We start from the raw sequence: 19,090 nt of genomic DNA, 5'->3' as shown, positions 1-19,090 counted from the left end.
CCGATCGTGCTGATTGGCTGGAGGTGAATCCGCTGTTCAGGGAGGCTGGGATCCATGTCACCCGTCAGGCACCTGGAGAGACCTGCGGCACAGGCGACTGCTCACGTCGTCCCGGCCGGGACGCGTCCGACCCGAGGTGGACGGGCTGCGACGCATGAGTGCGCGACCGATCGGTGACCACGCCCTGCTGTCCGACTGCCGCTCGGCGGCGCTGGTGACCTCCGACGGCTCGGTGGACTGGCTGTGCCTGCCCCGGTTCGACAGCCCGGCGATCTTCGCCCGGCTCCTCGACGAGGACGCCGGCCACTGGTCCATCCGCCCTGTCACCGGCCCGGTCGACATCAGCCGCCGTTACGTCGAGGACACCCTCGTTCTGGAGACGGTCTTCCGCACGACCGGGGGCACCGCGGTCCTGCGGGATGCCCTTGCCCTGGGGCGGCGCGAACGCGGGCACGCGCTCGGAACCGCTTCCCCCGGAATGCTGCTGCGGCAGATCACCTGCGCCGAAGGACGGGTGGACATCGAGATCGCCTACGCGCCGCGCCCGGAGTTCGGACTCGTCCACCCACTCCTCTCAGCCGTGCCAGGTGGGCTTGCGGCGTACGGGGGCGCCCATGTTCTGCTGCTGTCGAGCCCCGTCGACCTGCAGGTGAGCGGCTCCACGGCGCACAGCCGAATCCCGCTCTCGGCGGGGCAACGCCTCGGATTCGCCCTGCACGTCGGGACGGCGTGGGAAAGGGAGTCGGCGGCCTGGCGGACGGGACGGATCCGGCGTCGCATGTCCGACACCGTCGAAGGCTGGCGCTCCTGGTCGAAGCTCCACCGCGGCTACGTCGGCCCCTGGCAGGACGAAGTGAGCCACAGCGGACGCGTGCTACGGGCCCTGACCTTCGCTCCCACCGGGGCCATCGTCGCCGCGGCCACCACCTCTCTGCCCGAGAAGACGGGCGGAACGCGCAACTGGGATTACCGCTACACATGGGTCCGCGACGCCAGCTTCACCATTCAGGCACTGGACACGGCCGCCTGCGAGAAGGAGAAGAACCGCTTCTTCGGCTTCCTCGCCAGGGCCGCGGCAACCCAACTCGACCGCGGCGTCGACCTGCAGATCATGTACGGCATCGGCGGAGAACGTGATCTGAGCGAGCGGCCCCTGCCTCACCTGACCGGCTGGCGCAACAGCGGACCCGTTCGGATCGGCAACGACGCCTGGCGCCAACGCCAACTCGACGTCTACGGCGAACTCCTCGACGCCGCCGCCCAGACCCTTCCGCCCGATGAGCCTCTCGACCCAGCCACCCGCACCTTCCTGCTCCAGGCAGCCGAGACAGCCGCCCAGCGGTGGACCCAACCGGATCAAGGCATCTGGGAAAGACGCGGACCCAGCAGACACTTCCTCCACTCGAAACTGATGTGCTGGGTCGCCCTGGACCGCGCCACAGCCATGGCCCCCGCCCTCCAGGCCGCCGACCGCCTGCCCCACTGGCAGCACGAGCGCGACCAGATCCGCCAAGCCATCGAACAACGCGGCTGGAACCCCGACCTGGGTGCCTTCACCCAGGCATTCGACACGACCGACCTCGACGCCTCCGCACTGATGCTGCCCATCGTCGGCTTCCTGCCACCACACGACCCCCGCATCCAGTCCACCGTGCTGGCCATCGCCACCCAACTGACCGACCACAACGGCCTGGTCCGCCGCTACCTCACCGACGAACTACAGGAAGAGGAAGGCACCTTCCTGCTGTGCACCTTCTGGCTTGCCCAAGCCCTCGCCCTCACCGGCCACACCACCCGTGCACGACACGCCTTCCAAACCGCCCTCGCACACGCCAACGACCTCGGCCTGCTGGCCGAGGAGACCGACTCCACCACAGCAGAGGCCCTCGGCAACTTCCCCCAAGCCTTCAGCCACATCGGGCTCATCAACGCCGCTCGCGCCATCCGCGATGCCGAGCGACAAGAGTGACCGCAGTCGGCCTCGCGATGGCGCTGGTGCAGGCACCGGGCAGCTGTTCAGATACCTACACGGGTGGGCACCGCGTCCGCACGCCCGTACCCGAGCACCTGGGCGAGGACTTCGCGGAACAGGCTGATGTCTTCGGCCGGCGCTTCGATGACGGCCTCGATCTCACGGTCGGTCAGCCGCAGGTCTTCCAGTGCTTCTGGGTCGAGTGAGATGCGGAGAACGTTGCCCGTCGGTACAGCCTCCCGCACACAGCCGTATGCGGTGCCTTGCCCGGCTGTGACCAGGCAGTGTGTGTCCATCCCGAGGGCGACCTCCTGATCATCGGGCTCCTCCTCTCCCGCCATGAACATCAAGATGAAACCGCTTCGGGCGTGTCAGTGACTTTGTGTAAGTCCTTGGGGGTTACCTGGTGTTGAGCCGGTCCCGAGTCTCCTTGTCTGCGATGTCCGTCCGTCCCGGCTGGTCAAGGCTCCAGGGCTGGGCCTCGGCCAGCCTGTCACATCACGCACTTACACGATCTTTCAGACACGCTCGGCGACTTCACGCACGGCTCGAAGTGTCCGGATGTCACTCAGAGTGGCCACGTCACAGAAGTTGAGCCAGAACCCGACTTTGGACAGCACCTGCGCGGGGAAGGCGGCTGTGGGTGTCGGTCCGACGCGGTGCCTGCTGCAGTCGATGCTCCACGTGCCCGGGTGGATGGGTCAGTCGTGAGGTGTGGTGAGGCCGGTGATGGCCGCGGCGGTCTGGTTGAGGCGGGTTGGGTCCAGGGAGTAGAGGACGTAATAGCCGTCACGGCGTGTGGTAGTCAGTCCCGCCTGGGTCATCTGCTGGAGGTGGCGGGATACGACGGATTGCGACAGGCCGAGGAGGGTGGCGAGTTCCTGGGTGCTGCGGCTCTGGGCGGCAAGGCAGGCGGCGATCTGCAGGCGGGGTGCGGCCGCCAGGGCCCGTAGCACGGAGAGGAGTTCCTCCTGGCTCGCGGGGCGTGGGGCGGAGGCCGGAGTGAGGGGCAGTGCCGGGTAGGTGATCCGAAGCGGCCAAGGGGTGTCGCAGGTGACGCGGACGTGGGGCCAAACGTAGTGGCTGGCGGTGAACGTCACCGGGCGGGTGAGGGTGACAGCGATGTCGTGGTCGTGCGGGCGGTCCAGGCGCAGTGTCCGCTGTGCGGGGTCGATGCGGATCTGCGGCACCAGGGTGCGCAGCATCGGGAAGACGCCCTGGTGGGCGATCCGCTGTCCCGCACTGGCGATGGCCTCGTACAGGGTGGGTTCGACGTGCTGCCATTCCTGGGCGAAGGCGACGCTCCAGTAGTCCTCCAGCGCGGTGAGCGCGCCGTCCAGGATCGGCAGGGGGTCGGTGAGGACGTCGGCCAGCCGTGCGGCCCGGCCGGGGTCGGTCTGCTGCAGTTCGGCGAGGGCTGCATCCCGGGTGGTGGTGTCCTCGACCAGGTCGCCGCCGTCGTAGCGGGTGGTGTCGACGAGGGTCTGGGCGAGCTCGGCGGCGAGCTGCTCGGCCGGCAGCGCGCGTACTGCCGAGAGCTGGTCGCCGAACTCGACCTCGTGATCGTCCGCCCGGCATTCGAAGAAGGCCGGGATGTAGTCGGCCACCACGAAGCCGTGCTCGCGTATCTGCCGGCGCAGCGTCGCGGGGAGCCGGCGGCAGCGGCGTACCCAGGGCACGTGCAGGGCATGGTGTCCGGGGTCGGTGAGCACGTGCCAGGAATGGACCGCTTCGAGCAGCGGGGAGACGGAGAACGCGAGATCCTCAGCGGCCGTCTCGGTGAAGCGCATCGAGATCACGATTGCATGATTTCACAATCAGTTGATCGGATCTTGCCGGGTCGTCCAGGCTCCTGGAAGCAACCCCAGGAGCCCTCTATGGACACCGACCACACGTCGCACCCCCCTGACCATCGACGGTGCGCGCCGTGGCAGGCCGTGCTGGACGCGGACGGCAGCGCGTACACCATCCACGAGCACGCGCCCGCGCGCACCGTCGCCGAACGCCAGGCCCTGCCCTTCCCCTGGGAGCAGGCGGTGAAGACGCTCGCCTTCACCACCCCGGAGGTCCCGCTGCTCCTGGTGGCCCTGCGTGCCGACGACCACGTCGACTACACCCGCCTCGCCGGCGCCGCCGGCACCAGTCGTTCCCGGCTGCGCACCGCCGGCCCCGACTTGCTCAGCCAGGAGGGGCTAGCCCCCCGGAGGCGTCCTGCCGATCAGCCACCGCCCCGGTGTGCCGTGCCTGATCGACACGGCGGTCGCCGAGTCCGACCAGCCGGTCTACTGCGGCGCCGGATCCGCCGACCGCACCCTCCAAGTACACCCCGCGGTCCTGGCCCGGCTACCCCGCGCCCACGTCACGCACCTGCACCGATAGCACCCGGGCCCGCGAACAGTACGGCCCGACGACGCAACCACCGCGCAGCACCCGCACCGTGCCGAACCGGCACCGCGCACGAACCCAAGGAAGCAACCGGCCCATGGTGCCCACCTCGAACCTTCTGGCCTTCGCGGCGATGTCGCTCGTCGTGATCGCCATTCCCGGCCCCAGCGTCCTTTTCGTGGTTGGTCGCGCTCTCGCACATGGCCGCCGTACTGCTCTCGCCACCGTCCTGGGCAACCTCCTGGGCTGCTACGCCCTCGTGCTGGCCGTGGCCTTGGGCCTGGGCACCCTGGTGCAGAACTCGGCCACGGCCCTCACAGCAGTGAAGCTCGCCGGCGCCGCCTACCTGATCTACCTCGGCGTGCAGGCGATTCGCCACCGCGACCGCCTGCGCGCGGACATGGCGATCACGGCGGACGAAAAGCGCAGCGACCTGCGCACGATCGTGGACGGTCTCCTTGTCGGCGTCACCAATCCGAAGGGCCTCGTCTTCTTCGCCGCGGTCCTGCCCCAGTTCGTGAACCAGGACGTCGGCGGCATCCCACTCCAGATGATGATCCTTGGCCTCGTCCCAGCCGCTATCGGTCTGTTCTGCGACACCTTGTGGGGCCTGGGCGCCTCCGCCGCCCGCACCTGGCTCGCCGGCTCGGACCGTCGCCTCTCGGCGATCGGCGGCGCGGGCGGTGTCGCCCTCATCGGCCTCGGCATCACCATCGCCGCCACCCGCCACTGACCTCCTCCTGCCACACTGCGCCGCCGCAGCGTGCTGCCCGATGCCATGCTCTGTTCGATTGCAGGCGGGGTGGCGATGCCTCCCGAAGTCGTGAACAAGTGCTGCCGCGCATTCCGTGAACGGAGCCAGGTCCGGGAGCAAGGGCTCGATCCGCGCCCACTGCGCATCTGTTAGCGGCACACCCGGACCAACGACCGACCAATCCAAACGAAACCGCCTAGGGGCGCTGCCTCAAGCGGGCGTCGTCCTGCCGGTCCCACTGGTCGACCAGTTCGTTCAGCTCAGCGAGCGAGGAGAACTCGGGGACGGCAACGAAGTGGTCGCGGCGGAAATAGCCGATCTGACCTTCGACTCCGCTCTTCTCATGGGCGCCTTCGATGCCGGGTCGGCAGGAGAAGCTCTCGATGCCGAAGTGCGACATGAACGCGATCCACCAGTCCGTCGCCACCCGGGCTCGGCTCAGTCCCAACACCTGGGCGACGGCGGCCTTGAGGTTGTCGTAGCGGACCTTGCTCTGCGGGACACCTCTGATATGCGGGTCTCGATGTCAAGAGATGGTTGCGCTGGGCGGCCTGACGGCTCGTTGTCGGAGGCACCGGGGATACTGGCGTCGTGACGACGTTCCCCTCCGCCGCAGCCGGCTCGACCGAGCCTTTCCGTACCTGGGTCGAGTCGATGGGCGGCCCGCTGATCGCAGTGCCGGTTTCCGCGCTGCCTCAGTGGCACGGTTGCACCCAGCTGGGGATGGTCGTCGGCGGCGGTGACGTTCTGGACGACTACGACCGCGCCTGCGAGGTGGAGGGTCTGGCCGGCGTGATCGCCGTCGGCGACGAGGGCGCCCAGGGACTTGTCCTGGCGGACGAGCCGGCCAGCAGCTGCTATCTGCCGGAGCACCAGGCCTTCGTTCGCTGGCTGGGTGCCAACAGTGAGGCCGACCTTGTCGCCGCGGCCCGGGCCGTGCTCGCCGACTCCACCGCCCTGTGGGAGGAGTGCGGTATTTGGGAGACGGACGGCCCGGCGGTTCTCATGGACTCCGTGAGCGCCGGAGCCGAGCTCAGCGTCAAATACCCGAACGGCAAAGGCATGCCGGAGCAGGCCCCCGTCGCCCTGCCGCCTGGCATCTGGATGGTCCGCGCCGTCCACGCCTCACCGGTCGAGGACACCTCGGTGGGCGTCATCCAACTTCTGCCCCAGCCGTAGAGCTGAGCGAGATCAGCCCTCGGCAGGACGAGGTCAGGACACTTCCCCGTCCAGTCGACCGAGCAGCCCATCGAAGATCTGCACGCGGGCGACCTGTCCCTCCGCAGCCGCGTCATCGCGTTGGCGTTCGAGCGAGATCGCGGCGCCGATCCGTCCCTGCCGCACGGCCTGAGCCGATGACAGCAGCGGATGAGCCGCGCCTCAGCGCCTATCTATCGACGCGGGTGACGGCGAGCAGCACGACAGCAAGGACCTGGATGACGACGACCACGGTGATCAGGACGGGGATCGAGTAGCCGTACAGGCCGCCCGTCACTGCACCGCCGGCCAGGCTCGCTGCGCCGACGACGCCGGCGAACAGTCCGTAGGCGGTGGCTCTGCGCCCGCTGGGCACCAGGTCGGCGACCGTGGCGCGCAGGGTGGACTCCTGGATGCCCATGGCCGCGCCCCACACCAGCGACCCAGCCACCGCGACTGCGACCGTGTTGGTGAACGCCAGCGCCACCACGCCCGCGGTCAGCACCGGTAGCGCGGCCAGAGCGTGCGGGCCAATCCGGTCGTACAGCCAGCCCGTGGCCAGCGCGGCGAAGGCGTCCACCGCCATCGCGGCCGCGTACAGCACGGGAACCCAGGCAGTTGTCAGCAGATGCCGCTGGACCAGGTGGTAGGAGAGCACACCGAACGTGGCGAACCCCGTCGTGGTGGCCGCTGTGAAGGCGGCGTACGTCCAGAAGGCCCTCGGCAGACGCCCGCCACGCGCACCCGGTGCCGTGGGTGTCGAGGCTGTCACCTCACGCTCGTAGGATTCCGGGTCCGGCACGCGGGCCCGCAGCCAGAACAGCAGCAGCAGTACGGCGATGCCGGGCCCGGCGAGCACACCGAGCGCGGGGCCGTAGTCGTTGCCGGTCAGCGCGAGCACTCCTGCCACGAGCAGCGGCCCTGCGACGGCGCCGATCTGGTCCAGCGCCTCATGGACAGCGAAGCCGCGGCCTCGTCCCGTTGCCGCGGTGGCATGCGAGAGGAGCGTGTCCTTCGCGGGCGAGCGCACCGCTTTGCCGACCCGTTCGGCGATCACCAGCACACAGGCAGCCCACAACGCCCCGGCGATGCCGAGCAGTGGGACCGAGACGACTGTCAGGGCGTATCCGCCGATCGCCAGACCCCAGAAACGACGCGTCCGGTCAGCCATGGGACCGGAGACCAGCCGTAGTCCCAGCGCCGCCGCCTCGCCCGCACCGGTGACCACCCCGACGACCAGGGAGGATGCTCCCAGCGAGGCCAACAAAGGCCCGGTGATCGAGCGGGCGCCCTCGTACACGATGTCCGCGAGCAGACTGACCGTGCCGAACCACACCACGAACCGCCACGGCCCCATCCGGGCCGACGGCCGGTCCGCGTCGTCCACGCCGGACACCGGCCGGTTCACGCCCACAGCGCCTGCGCGAACGACACTCCGACGAACGCCGCCCCCAGCCCCGTCACCACGCTGGCGACGACATTGGCGGCGGCGAAGAACCCCGCCCCGTCCTCGGCCAGGCGCAGCGTCTCGTACGAGAGCGTCGAGTACGTCGTCAGCGCACCGCACAGCCCAGTACCGAGGAACAGTTGGACGTGCGACGAAGCCGCCCCGGCCGTCACGGCCCCGGACAGCAGGCCCAGAATCAGGCAGCCGATCACGTTCACGGTGAACGTGCCCCACGGGAACACCGTGTCGTGCCGTTTCTGCACCGCCCGGTCGGTCAGATACCGCATGGGAGCACCGACCATGGCGCCGCAGATCACGAGCAGCCAGTTCACGCCGCCTTCTCCCTGCCCACGTACCGGATGACCTCGCACTCGTCGAGGATCACCAACCCCTCCCCGACCAGCTCGTCCAGCTGCGGCAGGAACTCCCGCACCCGCTCCTCGGTGTCGACGATCACGATCGCCACCGGCAGGTCCTCACTCAGCGACAGAATCCGCGAAGTGTGGATCAGCGAGGAGGCCCCGAACCCCTCCACACCCCGGAACACCGACGCACCGGCCAGCCCGGCCTTGTGCGCCCGGTGCACGATCTCGCTGTACAGCGGCCTGTGGTGCCAGCAGTCGTTCTCACCGATGAAGATCGTCACTCGAAGGGCACTGCCCGTCAGCCTTGTCACTGCTGCCTCCACGCCACCAGGCGGCGCGTCGCCGTCGCCGCAAGCCATACCGCGCCCAGCGCCACGCACAGCGTCACGGCGAGATACGCGAGCCCGGTCCGGGGATGACCACCGGCCACAAGCTTCTGAATGTCCACGGCATACGTGGAAAACGTCGTGAACCCGCCCAGGACCCCGGTCCCGAAGAACGGCCGGACCAGCCGGTGCGCCGCCCACACGTCCGTGATCAGCACCATGAACACACCGATCACCGCGCAGCCGACAGCATTGACCCACAGCGTCGTCCAAGGGAAAGAGCCGGCCGCGACCGGCCACACCAAAGACGCCCCGTACCGGGCCGACGCCCCCACCGCGCCGCCGAGCGCAACCACCGCCACGATCGGCCCCTGCGCCCGCCACGACTGCCGCCGCTGAGCGGGCAGCACCCGCAGGTCGACGTAGGGATCCGTGGGCTCATTCGTGGTGGATCGCGGGGCTGTCATGAACGTACGTCTCCTACTCGCCGGAACCCGCACACATGCGGGCACACTCCATCGCAAGTAGGGACTGTTGGCGGCACCGATGCCGCGGTTCGGGTACGGCGAGCCCCACCGCCGCGCTGCGATCACAGATCACAACCGACCACCAGGATAGCGCCCCGGATCACCAGGTGCCCGGCATTGCTCACCTGAACGATCAGTCGGCTTTCACTGCCTGGGAGCCGCCTGCGACTGCTGACCGGCTTGGCCCTCGGCTCGGGGAAGGCCGTCCGGCGTGATGTCTTGCTCCTGGTGAGTGAGCTGCTGGTAGCCCACCAGGACAGCCAGCACAGCAAGCAGGGCGCCGGAGGTGATGGTGGTCCCCACCCCGAGGCCGCCCTGCGCCACGGGCTTCTCCACGGCGTTCTCCGCGACCGCCCCGAGTGGCCGCGTCAGTACGTAGGCCACCCAAAACAGCACTGTGCCCGAGAGCGGTGAGAAGTAGTGGGCGGCAAGGATCAGCAGCATCGCACCGCCCAGTACCAGGGCACTGTCGCGGAAACCGATGCCCAGACCGTCGGAGAGGAAGTCACCGCTGGAGGTACCCAGCGTGTTGGACACGAGCGTCGCTGTCCAGTACAGAACCTCCCCCTTGGTGGTGGCGATCCGTTCCACGTCCATGGTCTGGCCGGTCGCCCGCCAGCCGATCAGTACGAGGACGAGCAGGGTCGTCAGCACGGTGGCACCGCCGGCATAGCCCAGGCCGGCAGTGCGGTTCATGAAGTCCGACATCGCGGTGCCCACGATGCTGGTCGTCAGGATCACCGACCAGAACACCACCGGCCGGAACCGGTCGATCCTCAACTGCACGGTCAGCGTGAGCGCGAAGGCCGCCAGGAAGATAAGTGCACTGGTTGCGTAGCCGAAGTTGAGGGGCGCCATCGACACGAAGTTCGACACCGACTCGCCCAGCGTGGTGGCGACGATCTTGATCGTCCAGAAGAGCACGCCGACCATCGGCAGCTTGCTCAGGGGGGCCTTGCTCATCGAAGCTCCTATCCGCCGCCGACGCGATGCACACCCGGGCCGACCCGGGCAGAAGGAGACGTAAGGAACAGGCTCGCTGAGGGGGCTCACCACGGTCCTGCGCTCAGGACCGAACGGGGGCACGCTTTGGCTCCCAGAGGGGACTACTCCGTGGACGTCGTGCGTGTGTGCTCGTGAGCCAAGACCCGACGACCACGCCATCCTCCTTCCGAAGCGATCGCCGCTCCGGCCGTCGGGGCGCGCTGCACCCTCACCGGCGGCTCCTGGTACTCCCCCTACAACGACCAGTACTTCAACAACGCCCGCAAGCTCGACGTCGACCACCTGGTCCCGCTCGCCGAGGCCTGGAACCCCGGCACCTCCGCCTGGACGGCCAAGGACCACGAGGCCTACGCCAACGACCTCGACCACCCGCGCGCTCTGATCGCGGTCTCGCCCGCATCCGACCGGTCCAAGGCCGACCAGGACCCCTCCACCTGGCGTCCGCCGCACGTGGGGTTGGCACTGTTCGGCGAGGAACGCGCACAAGGCTGCATTAGCTCAATCGTGTGATGGTCAGCTTCCTGGCTTGCGGGGGCGTGGGCCGTGCGGGCTACGGTGACCGTGCGATCTGGGACGCCGGGTACGGCGCCAGCGTGCGGGGCCCCCTTTCCACCAGAGAGATGGTCCGGGGCCTCCCCGTCGCCTCTGGCCGTACGCATATGGCCAGGTCGTGAGGGAACTGGCCTCCCGGGCTCGGACCACGGACAGGATCCGTGTCGCCACCCTGGGGTCGAGTACGCCGGGGACCAGTACGCCCAAGACCGTTCGGGGCGTGCGGCTGAACAGGCTCACTCCTGCTCAGCCTTCAGGAACGGTATGGGTGCACGTACGTCACCGACTGGCGGCGCGGGGCAAGCGCGCATGTGAACCGTCCCTGGGAAGCTTCATTGAGAGTGTCCACCGCCAGGACGACACCCCCGGGCACCCGGAGCAGGACGTCCTCGACGACCAGACGCGGCAGCGCGGCGGGCGGGGGTAACGCAGCACGGTGGAGATGTGCGTGAGCCGGTCCTCGAGATGCTCCTGTTGCTGGGAAACGACGTGCTCGGTCAGCAGATGACGGACCGTCTCGCCTCGGGAGACACCCCGCCGGGCCACGATCAGGCTCAGGGCTCGAGGGTGCAGGGCGCGATACGGACGTTGGTCTCCGAGTTGCCGGGACACCTCGAGCGGATTCGCCATCCCCGGGGTCTCACTGCCCCTGGCCGGGGTGGAGGGACGCCGACTGCGCGGGATCGCGCAAGCCCCGTGCCCGGCTGGGGTTCAGGTGGCCCTGGGCCAGCCGCGCAGCAGGGTGGCGATCCTCGCAGCGGTGCAGGCGGGATCCCTCAGCAGGTCGCGCAGGGCGATGGCATCCTCCCTGGCGGGCTTGACCGGCATCCCAGAAGCCTCCAGATACATCACGCCCGTCGCAGCGGCCACGGCCATGTTGGAGCGCTCCAGCCACCGGCAGCGGCCGAGGATGTGCACCAGGGCGGCGGCGCGGGCGTAGGGGCCGTCGTAGACGGGCTGGTCCAGCAGCTCGGCCCGGTGAGCGGCGACCGCGGCCACCGGCACTCCGTAGTCCTCGGGGGCGGGATCCCCTGCCCCCGCGATCTCCGCGACCTGCAGGATCCATGGGACGTCGATGTGCAGGTCCATTACGCGGCGTGCGCTCCGGGGTTGCGGCAGTCGGCGTCCTCGGCTTCGTCGAAGACGTCCTGGTGCTCGGCGAGGAACCGCTCCGCGGCGTCCAGACCCCGCAGCCGCAGTCCTTCGGTGTCTTCGTGTACGAGGACAGCGATGTAGTCGCCGAGGCTCAGGCCTCGGTCCCTGGCACGAGCTTCCGCCAGTTTCTTGATCTCACTGTCGACGCGCGCGCCCAGCTGTGTCTTCGCCATACTCTGATGGTAACAGCTGTTACCAGGCGTGGGGGTGGGGGACGGACGAGCGGGGCCGGTTCGTGGGGCCTACCAGTGGATGTTCAGGCCCTGCGGAGTCACGCGGACGGTGGCCTCTTCCACGGCCGGTGTTCCAGCGGTATGCCAGCGGCCGAGGTGCTCCTCTACGGCGTCCCAGAGCGCGACTGGACCGCCCTGCCGGACCGTCCAGCGGCCGTCCTGATCGTGGAGGGCGGCGAACGAGCCGGTTTCGACGTCGACGAGGACGTCCTCGTCGTGCGGGCCGTTCCGCAGTTTCAGGCGCTGCGCTGTCGGCACAGCGAACTGTGCGACGAAGCGGGTCGTCCAGTCGTCCAGGGCGTCGGCGCCGATGACGGCCTCGCGTTCCTTGCCCACGCTGAGGTCCGGGAGCAGGCCCAGCGCAGGCGCCAGGTGGGGGCGGGCGAGCATGAAACTGACCTGTCCGCCCAGCACCGGCCCAGAGGCCGTGCCGTCCTCGTGGACCGTCAGGCGCACCAGTTCGGAAGCGTTCAGCCAGCCGCCGATGGTCGTCAGGATCTGCCCGCCAGGCCGCGTCTGCTCGAACCAGACCGCGGGCACCGTGCGGACGGCGCACGTGGCGATGAGCCGGTCGTACGGTGCGCCCTCGTCACCGCCAGGAGGCCGTCACCGATCAGAAGGTCGGGGTGCGCGCCGAGCCGGCCGAGGGCCTGCCGAGCCCGCAGAGCCACCTCCTCGTCGTACTCGATCGAGGTGACCAGGTCGCCACCGACGCGGGCGCAGAGCACCGCGGTCGAGTAGCCGGTACCGGTGCCGATCTCCAGCACCTTCATGTCCGGTTCCACCTCGAGGTCTTCGAGCATGCGCAGCACGAGCGAGGGCAGCGTGCTCGAACTGGTCGGTTCCCGCATGATCTCGCCGCGGATGTCCGTCGGCTTGATCGTGCCGGCGATCTGCGTCACCAGCGATTCGTCGGCGTAGCAGGCCTCAAGCCAGCCGTCCCCGTCCTGAAGGACCGGGGCCCAGGCGGTGGGCGACGAGCCGGGCACCACGCGGAAGAACCCGTTGCCCAGGAATTCGTGCCTGGGCACCGCCGCGGCGGCGTCCTTCCACGCTTGCGTGCGCAGGGAGCCGCTGGCCGTCATGCTGCCGATGAGCTGCCCAAGAAGCTTGCGACCAGGCGGGGCTCGACCACGCCCGCCCAGCGGCGCATGCCCGCCCCGTCCACGCGTCCGCCTTAGCCGTCGGCGCGGGCGTGGTCAGCGTCCGGCTGCGCGGGCAGGGCCTGGCTGGCGGACACCGATTCCACTTCGCCGATGTCCTGCGGGGTGAGGTCGAGGTCGGAGGTCTCGTCGTCGCCGGGTTGCTCTGCTTCTCTTCGGGCCTTGCGTCGGTCATTGAGAAGCGAAAAGACAACGGCGGCGAAATAGAGCACCCAGATCGGCGCTGCCAGCGCCAGCATGGTCAGCGGGTCGGTGCTCGGCGTCGCCACGGCCGAAAAGGCCGTGATCACCACGATCATGCGGCGCCACCAGCCGAGCATCCGCCGGCCGGAGAGCACTCCGGTGAGGTTCAGCATCACCAGCAGCAGCGGCATCTCGAAGGAGAGGCCGAAGACGACCACCATGCGGGTGACGAGGTCGAGCAGATCGTCCAGCGGCAGCAGGTTGTCCACCCCGTGCGGGGTGAAGTCGATCAACACCTTCGCGGTCGTGGGCAGCACCTTGTAGGCGAAGAAGGCGCCGCCGAAGAACAGCGGGACGCCCGCGCCGACGAACACGTAGGCGTATTTCCGTTCGTGCTTGTGCAGGCCGGGGGCGACGAACGCCCACAGCTGGTACAGCCATACCGGCGAGGCCAGCACGACGCCGGCCATCAGGGACACCTTCAGCGCCAGGGTGAAGGGCGCGAGCAAACCGTTGATCGTGATCCGCGCGCAGGTGGTGTCCGCGGTCTGCTTGGCCAGATCGGCGAAGGAAGTCGGGCAGCCGACCGAGTCCAGCACCGGCCTGGTGAAGAAGTTGATGACGTCCTTGTAGTGGAAAGCTGCGGCGATCGTGACGACCAGGATGGCAAGGACGGCCTTGGCGAGCCGGTTGCGGAGCTCACGAAGGTGCTCTGCGAGCGGCATCCGCCCCTCGGGATCCTTTTCCTTGTTGCGGGCTGACTGGGACACGCCACGTCCTCCTCTCGAACGGCAGACCGGAGACCACCGGCCCTGCGTCGGTACTTGATCGTCTCCGTCACCCGGTGGGGCGCGAGCTCACCACGGCGCCGCGGCCTGTAGCGCGTCCAGGTGACAGCTGGCCAGGTCGGCACCACTTACCGTGAGCTGCTGCGCCCTGCCCAGCCCGAGGGCGGGCGGCTCACGAAGGTCCTCAGGCCGTCCACTGTTACGTGCCAGGTTCGGGCCAGGGAGCAGCGCTGCTCCGGCCAAGACGCCGGCCGATACCGCAGACAACGACGCGGGCGGCCCGAGAGCGCAAGGGGCGAGCCGGCTGGGAAGGCTTCGGGCAGCGTCTCCTGCGGAGATGAGCCAGGGAGCGCAGGACCGGGTTCAGTCTCCATGACTGGTGGTGCTGTCCGTGGGCGCGGTACGGGCGGTGGCGGAGTCTCCGGGAGCGCCCGAGATCGCCCGCGGTCCCGGTGCAGACTCAGGCTCGGGGCGTGGCTCGTTCGAGGCGCTGTCGTCCTTCATGGCCTTGGCCTCGCTCTTGAGGATCCGCATGGACTTGCCCAGCGCCCGGGCCGTGTCGGGTAGTTTCTTCGAGCCGAAGATCATAATCACCACCGCGACCAGGATCAGCAGGTGCCAGGGCTCCAGCGCATTGCGGAACATCGTCACACCACCCCTTCGAACGCGTCCGCGCTCATGCCTGCCTCGGCGATCCGTGGCGCTCGTTGCTGCGCGGCAGCGGTGGGAGCGGGAGCGCCCGCGGCGCATCGTGTCCTGCCGCCCCGAGCATGCTCCCATCGCTCTGGGCGCGTACGCAGAACCTCGGCGGCTACCCAAACAAGCGTCCCGCTCACGGCCGGGCCTTGCGGAAGGTCGACGCGGCGGTAGGCGCATACGTTTGGCCGCGGACGACGGCCCACTGGCGCCGGCGGGCGCGTCCAGCACGGTTGCCCGTCCGCCGATACGGCGAAGAGTTCCCCTTCCGTGTCCCGGCCGTGCTCGGCCGGGACACCACTCTGCCGGGCGCGGTCGATGTCCACGACCCGGTAAGGCTCTGCACCGACGGATGGCCGGCATTCGTCGTCGCTGAAGGGGATCCGCAGGAGGTCGCCGGGCAGGCCGTCGTCCGTTCCCTCGATCTCGTGCGCGGGCGCCTGGGAGGAGGTTTGCCGGTGCACTTGGCACGGCGGTTTCACCGGTGTCCACCGCCCGCGCCATCGGAAGATTCCCACGGCGTCGTCCAGCCAGGTCTCACAAGTGAATTCGTCGCCCGTCGCCGCCGTAACCACGGGGAGTTCGACCGGCAACAGGCCTATGGTGAGGCGCAGTTCGTCACCTGTGACCTGCATGACCACCTGCGGCGGCTGCCCAACCCGCGGAGTGTGCGGGGGCGTTTGCGCCTGATGGACGCCCAGCCGCTGCCCCTGGGGGCAACCACGTTCGGGGACCTGGAACAGCCGAAGGGTCTTCGCGTTCGGCCGCGGTGCGTTCAGCGGCTTTCCCTGGCGTGACCGCTCCTGTCGCCTACCGGCGTGATGTGCACGCATGGCTGTCGGGCCTATGGGGCGGGGCGAGTGGAGCGGGCCGGCTGCCGCGGGGGCGTGCCGGGTGTAGATGTTCTTGCGGCTCATGCGTCCTTCTTCTTGTCGGTTCGGGGTGGATTCAGGTTCCGGGGCGTCCGGCAGCCGTCCAGGCGGCGTACTCCTGGCGGACGTAGAGGCGGTGGCTGGGGGCGAGCGTGATCACGTCGGGGTGGTGCGGGCCGGCCACCAGGTCGGGATGGCGACGGTCGTGCAGGACGAGTTGCTCAGCGGTTTCTGCGGCGGCTGCGACAGGGCCGGGGGCGTCGAGGGCCATCCGGTCCATGAGGGCGGCCCGTCGTAGCAGCCAGGCGCGTTCGGCGGCTGGCGCATCGACCCGGGGGCCGGTGACGGGCTTGGCCTGGCGGCCGTCGCGTTCGGCCCCGAGAGCGAGCACTTGGTGCATCTCGCGGCGCAGGTCCGGCGCATTCGCGTACGCCTCGTGCGGGGGCGGGGCGCCGATTGCCTCACCGCTGTTCGGGGTGACGCGCATGTTCACACCTCCACCGGTGTGCAGGGGCCGGGGCCGCAGCGTCGTGTCCTGGTCGGGGTCGCCGTAACCGAGGGCCGGTGGGTGTGCGGCGGACCGCATGGGCACCCGGGCCGGATCTGGGCAGTCATCGGCGGGGTACAGCTCGTGGATCGTGAAGGCCCACTCGGCGGGGCCGTCGGACGCCCCGGCGGCGCGGCCGACTCCGGTGACCCGTCGCTGTGCTGCGGTGCCGGTTCCGGCAAGGGGCAGCAGTTCGTGCGGAACGCCCGGCCCGGTCATGGCGAGCACCTGAGGCAGGCCCGGACTTCGCGGCCGCCGCGTGTCTGGTGGACCTCGGTCGACTGGGCGAGGTACTGGACGATGCCGGTGCCGCGGCCGTGTTCGTCGGGGGCGGTGTCGGGGCGATGGCGCTCCACTGACATGCCGGAGTCAGTGACCACAATGTGCAGAGTGCCGTCGTCGAGGACGAGCAGCAGGGTCATGCGCTCGCGGCCGTACCGGGCGGCGTTGGCGGCGAGTTCGTCGACGATGAGAACGGCGGAGTCCCGCTCACTTGCGGGCACGCTCCAGGTCTCCAGCAGATCTTCCGCGAGGTGACGAGCGGCGGAGACGTGCGCCTCCTGCGCGGGCAGGGTGAGCAGCGCCTCGCGGCGGCACGGCTGGCCGAGCAGTGAACTCGGGCTGGGGGAATCGGTCACAAACATGGTCTTCTGGCTCTTCTGTGGATGTGCGGGGAGCGGAACGAGGGAGACCACCAACGACTTCGGGGGTTGTCGGCCGGCCCGATCCTGAAGGGGCGTGCTCATTCAGTTCCACGGGCGACGCATGCCGAACGGTTCGAACTGTTCGCCCCTTTTGTTCGACTTCCTGCGGGGCACGTCGTTGCCGACGGCCTGGCCGGGCTCACTCGCCTCTGCCAGGGCTCGATGCCGTCCTCGGCCGGACCGGGCACCGGCAGCTCGCTCCCTCGCCCGTGGCCTTCCGGACTGCCCTGCGGGAATGTCGCAGGGCCGGACGAGCGTCCCTGCCCGCGCCTCGGCTCGGTCGCGCCCCTCGGCGTGCAGACATCCTGGAAGCCGCGTGACGGGGCCGGGGCAAGAGCCCCGCGAACGAGCCGCAGAACTGTCCGGTGCCGACGCAGTCCCCGATGACAGGCTGTGGGGCGAAGCAGCCGCGGCATCTGACCGGGCCCGGGGATGTGTGGCACCACAGCGGCCAGAGCGACGACCGCTTGCGGCCGCCCCTCGACCCGCTGGTCGTGGACCCGGACGGCCTTTGCCCCGACCAGCCCGGCCAGGCAGGTGAGCTTTTCCGGTCGGTGGCAGCCGCTTCGACCGCGAGCCGCCTCCGCGCGCGTGGCGCCGATCAGCCCCTCGACCACCGAGGCGCCGGTGTCGGCCTCCAAGGCCGCCGCGCTCATCCACCGGGTACCGTTGTCGGACGATCTCGCCGGTCCCGGTAGCCGTGCGGCGTGGTGGCATCGGTCGACGACGGTGGTCGCGAGTGTGCCTGCGCAGTCGATGTCACGAGCGCGAGCTTCCTGGATGACGACCGGCTGGACGTCCTGTGTGCGCCCCTTCAGCCTGGCCAAACGATCCTGAGGCGGCTCGCTTCTCGTCGACTGCCCGGCCCCCTTGCCGCTGACGGCCCGGCCCTTCGGTGGCCACGTCTTCTTGGCGTCTTGCCCACCGTGCGCTCACACCCGACGGCTGTCGTCATGTCGCTGGGCGGCCCGGCCGCCCAGTGACATGACGACCCCGGCCTCTCCTCAGGCGTGGATAGTGACCATCTTCTGACCGCTTTCCGCGAGGATCTCGAAGTGGTCGATGGCTCCCGGGGACATGGCAACCGCCCCTGGGATCGTGGTGCCGGGAGGGTACTCGCCCGCCCGCCAGGTAGCGCCGTCCGTCCTGGCTCCGCCGGGTCCGACCGCCTGCAGCCGGCAGGTGATTCCGGCGGGTGCCCCCTTGGCGGAGACCCGCAGGACACTGCCCCAGGCAGAGGGCGAGACCTTCACCGAGGCGGAGACGCCGGTGGCGGGATCGCTTCCGGAGAAGGTGCGCCAGGCAGTCGGTGCGGTCGGCCCGGGCGGGGTCGCCTGACTGCCCACGGATCCGATGGCCGCCAGCCATGTGCCACCGGCCGCTGCCGCGATCAACGTCAGCGAGGCGGCCGCGCCGGCCAGTTGCAGACGCCAGGTCCTGCGGCGCCGGGCCGCGGCCTGCTGGAGCAACCTCTCCAGCACACCCCCGGCCGGCGCCTCGGACGCCGCGGGAGCGGCGGGAGCGGCGGGAGCGGCGGGCCGTTCGAGCAGAGGGCCCTGCGCACTGTCGGCGGCCCGTGCCACCAGCCGGTCGGCCAGGTCCCAGTCGGCCGTCGGCACCGTCTGGCCTGAGGCTTCGGTTTCGGTCACCGTCGCCAGCAGCGCAGGCAATCCCGCCAGGCTGGTGTGCTCGGCCCGGCATGCGGCGCATCCCGCGAGGTGGACACGCACCCGTTCCAATTCTGCCGAAGGCAGCGTCCCCAAAACGTATCCCCCCAGCGCCAGCCGGAAAACGTCATGCTCCGCACTCACGGTCGCCACCTCCTGCCCGCCACGGTCATGGCTCGATGCCCCGTTCCTGCAGCGCCAGCCGCAGGGCGTGCAGGGCGTAGTACGTCCGCGACTTCACGGTGCCCAGCGGGATGCCCAGCACCTGTGCGGCCTCTGCCATGGTCCGGCCTCGGTAGTAGGTCTCCAGCACGACGGCGCGGTGGTCCGGGGACAGCGACCGGACGGCGTCGGCAACCGCCCAGCTCTGCAGTGCCTGCTCGATCTGGTCCTCGCCCGGCGTCTGCTCGGCAGCCCGCTGAAGGGCCTCGCCGCCGGCCTCGGCCGGTCTGGCCTTCCGGGCCCGGTGGGCGTCGATGACCAGGTGCCGGGCGACCGTACACAGCCATGCCCGGGCCGGGCCGCGTGCGGGGTCGAACGCGGCGGGATGCT

General features: G+C 69.7%; 21 protein-coding genes and 2 pseudogenes. 4 read left to right on the top strand and 19 right to left on the bottom strand.

Features of this window, described 5'->3' with window-relative positions:
• Window positions 1–154: 154 nt before the first annotated feature.
• Window positions 155–1,969, top strand: coding sequence for a glycoside hydrolase family 15 protein (locus tag ACWD5D_RS42375; RefSeq protein WP_451378095.1), 1,815 nt, complete (start codon window positions 155–157; stop codon window positions 1,967–1,969).
• A gap of 47 nt (window positions 1,970–2,016) precedes the next feature.
• On the opposite strand, the gene ACWD5D_RS42370 is transcribed toward ACWD5D_RS42375, so the two are convergent.
• On the bottom strand, window positions 2,017–2,313 hold the full coding sequence (locus ACWD5D_RS42370; RefSeq protein ID WP_451378094.1) for an Imm10 family immunity protein: 297 nt from the start codon (window positions 2,311–2,313) through the stop codon (window positions 2,017–2,019).
• A 360-nt stretch (window positions 2,314–2,673) separates the two neighbouring features.
• On the bottom strand, window positions 2,674–3,762 hold the full coding sequence (locus ACWD5D_RS42365; RefSeq protein WP_451378111.1) for a DUF5937 family protein: 1,089 nt from the start codon (window positions 3,760–3,762) through the stop codon (window positions 2,674–2,676).
• A gap of 418 nt (window positions 3,763–4,180) precedes the next feature.
• On the opposite strand from ACWD5D_RS42365, the pseudogene ACWD5D_RS42360 reads away from it, so the two are divergent.
• Both ACWD5D_RS42360 and ACWD5D_RS42355 read left to right on the top strand, forming a co-directional pair.
• Window positions 4,181–4,351, top strand: a pseudogene (locus ACWD5D_RS42360) (YbaK/EbsC family protein); the annotation flags it as partial.
• Between the two features lie 103 nt (window positions 4,352–4,454).
• Window positions 4,455–5,090, top strand: a complete 636-nt coding sequence (locus ACWD5D_RS42355) for a LysE family translocator (protein ID WP_451378093.1) — start codon at window positions 4,455–4,457, stop codon at window positions 5,088–5,090.
• 217 nt (window positions 5,091–5,307) lie between these two features.
• Here the strand turns inward: ACWD5D_RS42355 and ACWD5D_RS42350 are convergent, their stop codons facing one another.
• Window positions 5,308–5,559 (bottom strand): hypothetical protein, encoded by a 252-nt coding sequence (locus ACWD5D_RS42350; RefSeq protein WP_451378092.1) that lies wholly within the window; start codon window positions 5,557–5,559, stop codon window positions 5,308–5,310.
• A gap of 143 nt (window positions 5,560–5,702) precedes the next feature.
• Between ACWD5D_RS42350 and ACWD5D_RS42345 the strand changes: the two genes are divergently transcribed.
• Entirely contained in the window at window positions 5,703–6,290 is a 588-nt protein-coding gene (locus ACWD5D_RS42345; RefSeq protein WP_451378091.1) for an Imm21 family immunity protein, read from the top strand.
• Between the two features lie 208 nt (window positions 6,291–6,498).
• Here ACWD5D_RS42345 and ACWD5D_RS42340 read toward each other — a convergent pair whose 3' ends face one another.
• The 16 genes and pseudogenes from ACWD5D_RS42340 to ACWD5D_RS42265 all read right to left on the bottom strand — a co-directional run.
• Window positions 6,499–7,716: an MFS transporter gene (locus tag ACWD5D_RS42340; RefSeq protein ID WP_451378090.1), complete on the bottom strand. Its 1,218-nt coding sequence runs from the start codon at window positions 7,714–7,716 to the stop codon at window positions 6,499–6,501.
• Complete coding sequence (gene crcB / locus ACWD5D_RS42335) at window positions 7,713–8,087, bottom strand: fluoride efflux transporter CrcB (protein WP_451378089.1); 375 nt, start codon at window positions 8,085–8,087, stop codon at window positions 7,713–7,715. Before crcB (ACWD5D_RS42335) ends, ACWD5D_RS42340 begins: the two co-directional genes overlap by 4 nt.
• The gene (locus ACWD5D_RS42330) at window positions 8,084–8,431 is read right to left on the bottom strand and encodes a DUF190 domain-containing protein (RefSeq protein WP_451378088.1); all 348 of its coding nucleotides are present in this window, start codon (window positions 8,429–8,431) and stop codon (window positions 8,084–8,086) included. The genes crcB (ACWD5D_RS42335) and ACWD5D_RS42330 overlap by 4 nt, the downstream gene beginning before the upstream one ends.
• Window positions 8,428–8,913, bottom strand: a complete 486-nt coding sequence (crcB, locus tag ACWD5D_RS42325; protein ID WP_451378087.1) for a fluoride efflux transporter CrcB — start codon at window positions 8,911–8,913, stop codon at window positions 8,428–8,430. The genes ACWD5D_RS42330 and crcB (ACWD5D_RS42325) overlap by 4 nt, the downstream gene beginning before the upstream one ends.
• Window positions 8,914–9,117: 204 nt before the next feature.
• Window positions 9,118–9,936 carry a COG4705 family protein gene (locus tag ACWD5D_RS42320; RefSeq protein ID WP_451378086.1) on the bottom strand — a complete coding sequence of 273 codons (819 nt, stop codon included), beginning with the start codon at window positions 9,934–9,936 and terminating at the stop codon, window positions 9,118–9,120.
• 1,305 nt (window positions 9,937–11,241) lie between these two features.
• The gene (locus tag ACWD5D_RS42315; protein ID WP_451378085.1) at window positions 11,242–11,619 is read right to left on the bottom strand and encodes a fic family toxin-antitoxin system, toxin component; all 378 of its coding nucleotides are present in this window, start codon (window positions 11,617–11,619) and stop codon (window positions 11,242–11,244) included.
• Entirely contained in the window at window positions 11,619–11,858 is a 240-nt protein-coding gene (locus tag ACWD5D_RS42310; RefSeq protein WP_451378084.1) for a hypothetical protein, read from the bottom strand. Before ACWD5D_RS42310 ends, ACWD5D_RS42315 begins: the two co-directional genes overlap by 1 nt.
• A 69-nt stretch (window positions 11,859–11,927) precedes the next feature.
• Window positions 11,928–12,458, bottom strand: coding sequence for a hypothetical protein (locus ACWD5D_RS42305; protein WP_451378083.1), 531 nt, complete (start codon window positions 12,456–12,458; stop codon window positions 11,928–11,930).
• Window positions 12,410–13,003 carry an rRNA adenine N-6-methyltransferase family protein gene (locus ACWD5D_RS42300; protein ID WP_451378082.1) on the bottom strand — a complete coding sequence of 198 codons (594 nt, stop codon included), beginning with the start codon at window positions 13,001–13,003 and terminating at the stop codon, window positions 12,410–12,412. The genes ACWD5D_RS42305 and ACWD5D_RS42300 overlap by 49 nt, the downstream gene beginning before the upstream one ends.
• 92 nt (window positions 13,004–13,095) lie before the next feature.
• Entirely contained in the window at window positions 13,096–14,034 is a 939-nt protein-coding gene (gene tatC, locus ACWD5D_RS42295; RefSeq protein ID WP_451378081.1) for a twin-arginine translocase subunit TatC, read from the bottom strand.
• 381 nt (window positions 14,035–14,415) lie between these two features.
• Window positions 14,416–14,697 carry a Sec-independent protein translocase subunit TatA gene (tatA, locus tag ACWD5D_RS42290; RefSeq protein WP_451378080.1) on the bottom strand — a complete coding sequence of 94 codons (282 nt, stop codon included), beginning with the start codon at window positions 14,695–14,697 and terminating at the stop codon, window positions 14,416–14,418.
• A 999-nt stretch (window positions 14,698–15,696) separates the two neighbouring features.
• A complete protein-coding gene (locus ACWD5D_RS42285; RefSeq protein ID WP_451378079.1) occupies window positions 15,697–16,386 on the bottom strand; it encodes a hypothetical protein in 690 nt (229 codons plus the stop codon).
• On the bottom strand, window positions 16,383–16,805 hold the full coding sequence (locus tag ACWD5D_RS42280) for an ATP-binding protein (protein ID WP_451378078.1): 423 nt from the start codon (window positions 16,803–16,805) through the stop codon (window positions 16,383–16,385). The genes ACWD5D_RS42285 and ACWD5D_RS42280 overlap by 4 nt, the downstream gene beginning before the upstream one ends.
• 1,070 nt (window positions 16,806–17,875) lie before the next feature.
• On the bottom strand, window positions 17,876–18,520 hold the full coding sequence (locus ACWD5D_RS42275) for a hypothetical protein (RefSeq protein WP_451378114.1): 645 nt from the start codon (window positions 18,518–18,520) through the stop codon (window positions 17,876–17,878).
• A gap of 57 nt (window positions 18,521–18,577) precedes the next feature.
• Window positions 18,578–18,682 (bottom strand): annotated as a pseudogene (locus tag ACWD5D_RS42270) (zf-HC2 domain-containing protein); the annotation flags it as partial.
• 25 nt (window positions 18,683–18,707) lie between these two features.
• Window positions 18,708–19,090, bottom strand: a 383-nt coding sequence (locus tag ACWD5D_RS42265) for a sigma-70 family RNA polymerase sigma factor (protein ID WP_451378077.1), incomplete at its 5' end; no start/stop codon positions are given.

The organism is Streptomyces sp. NPDC002520 (assembly GCF_053595235.1).
Note: the sequence above shows the minus strand (reverse complement) of the source record. Positions and strands in the feature narration are given on the sequence as shown.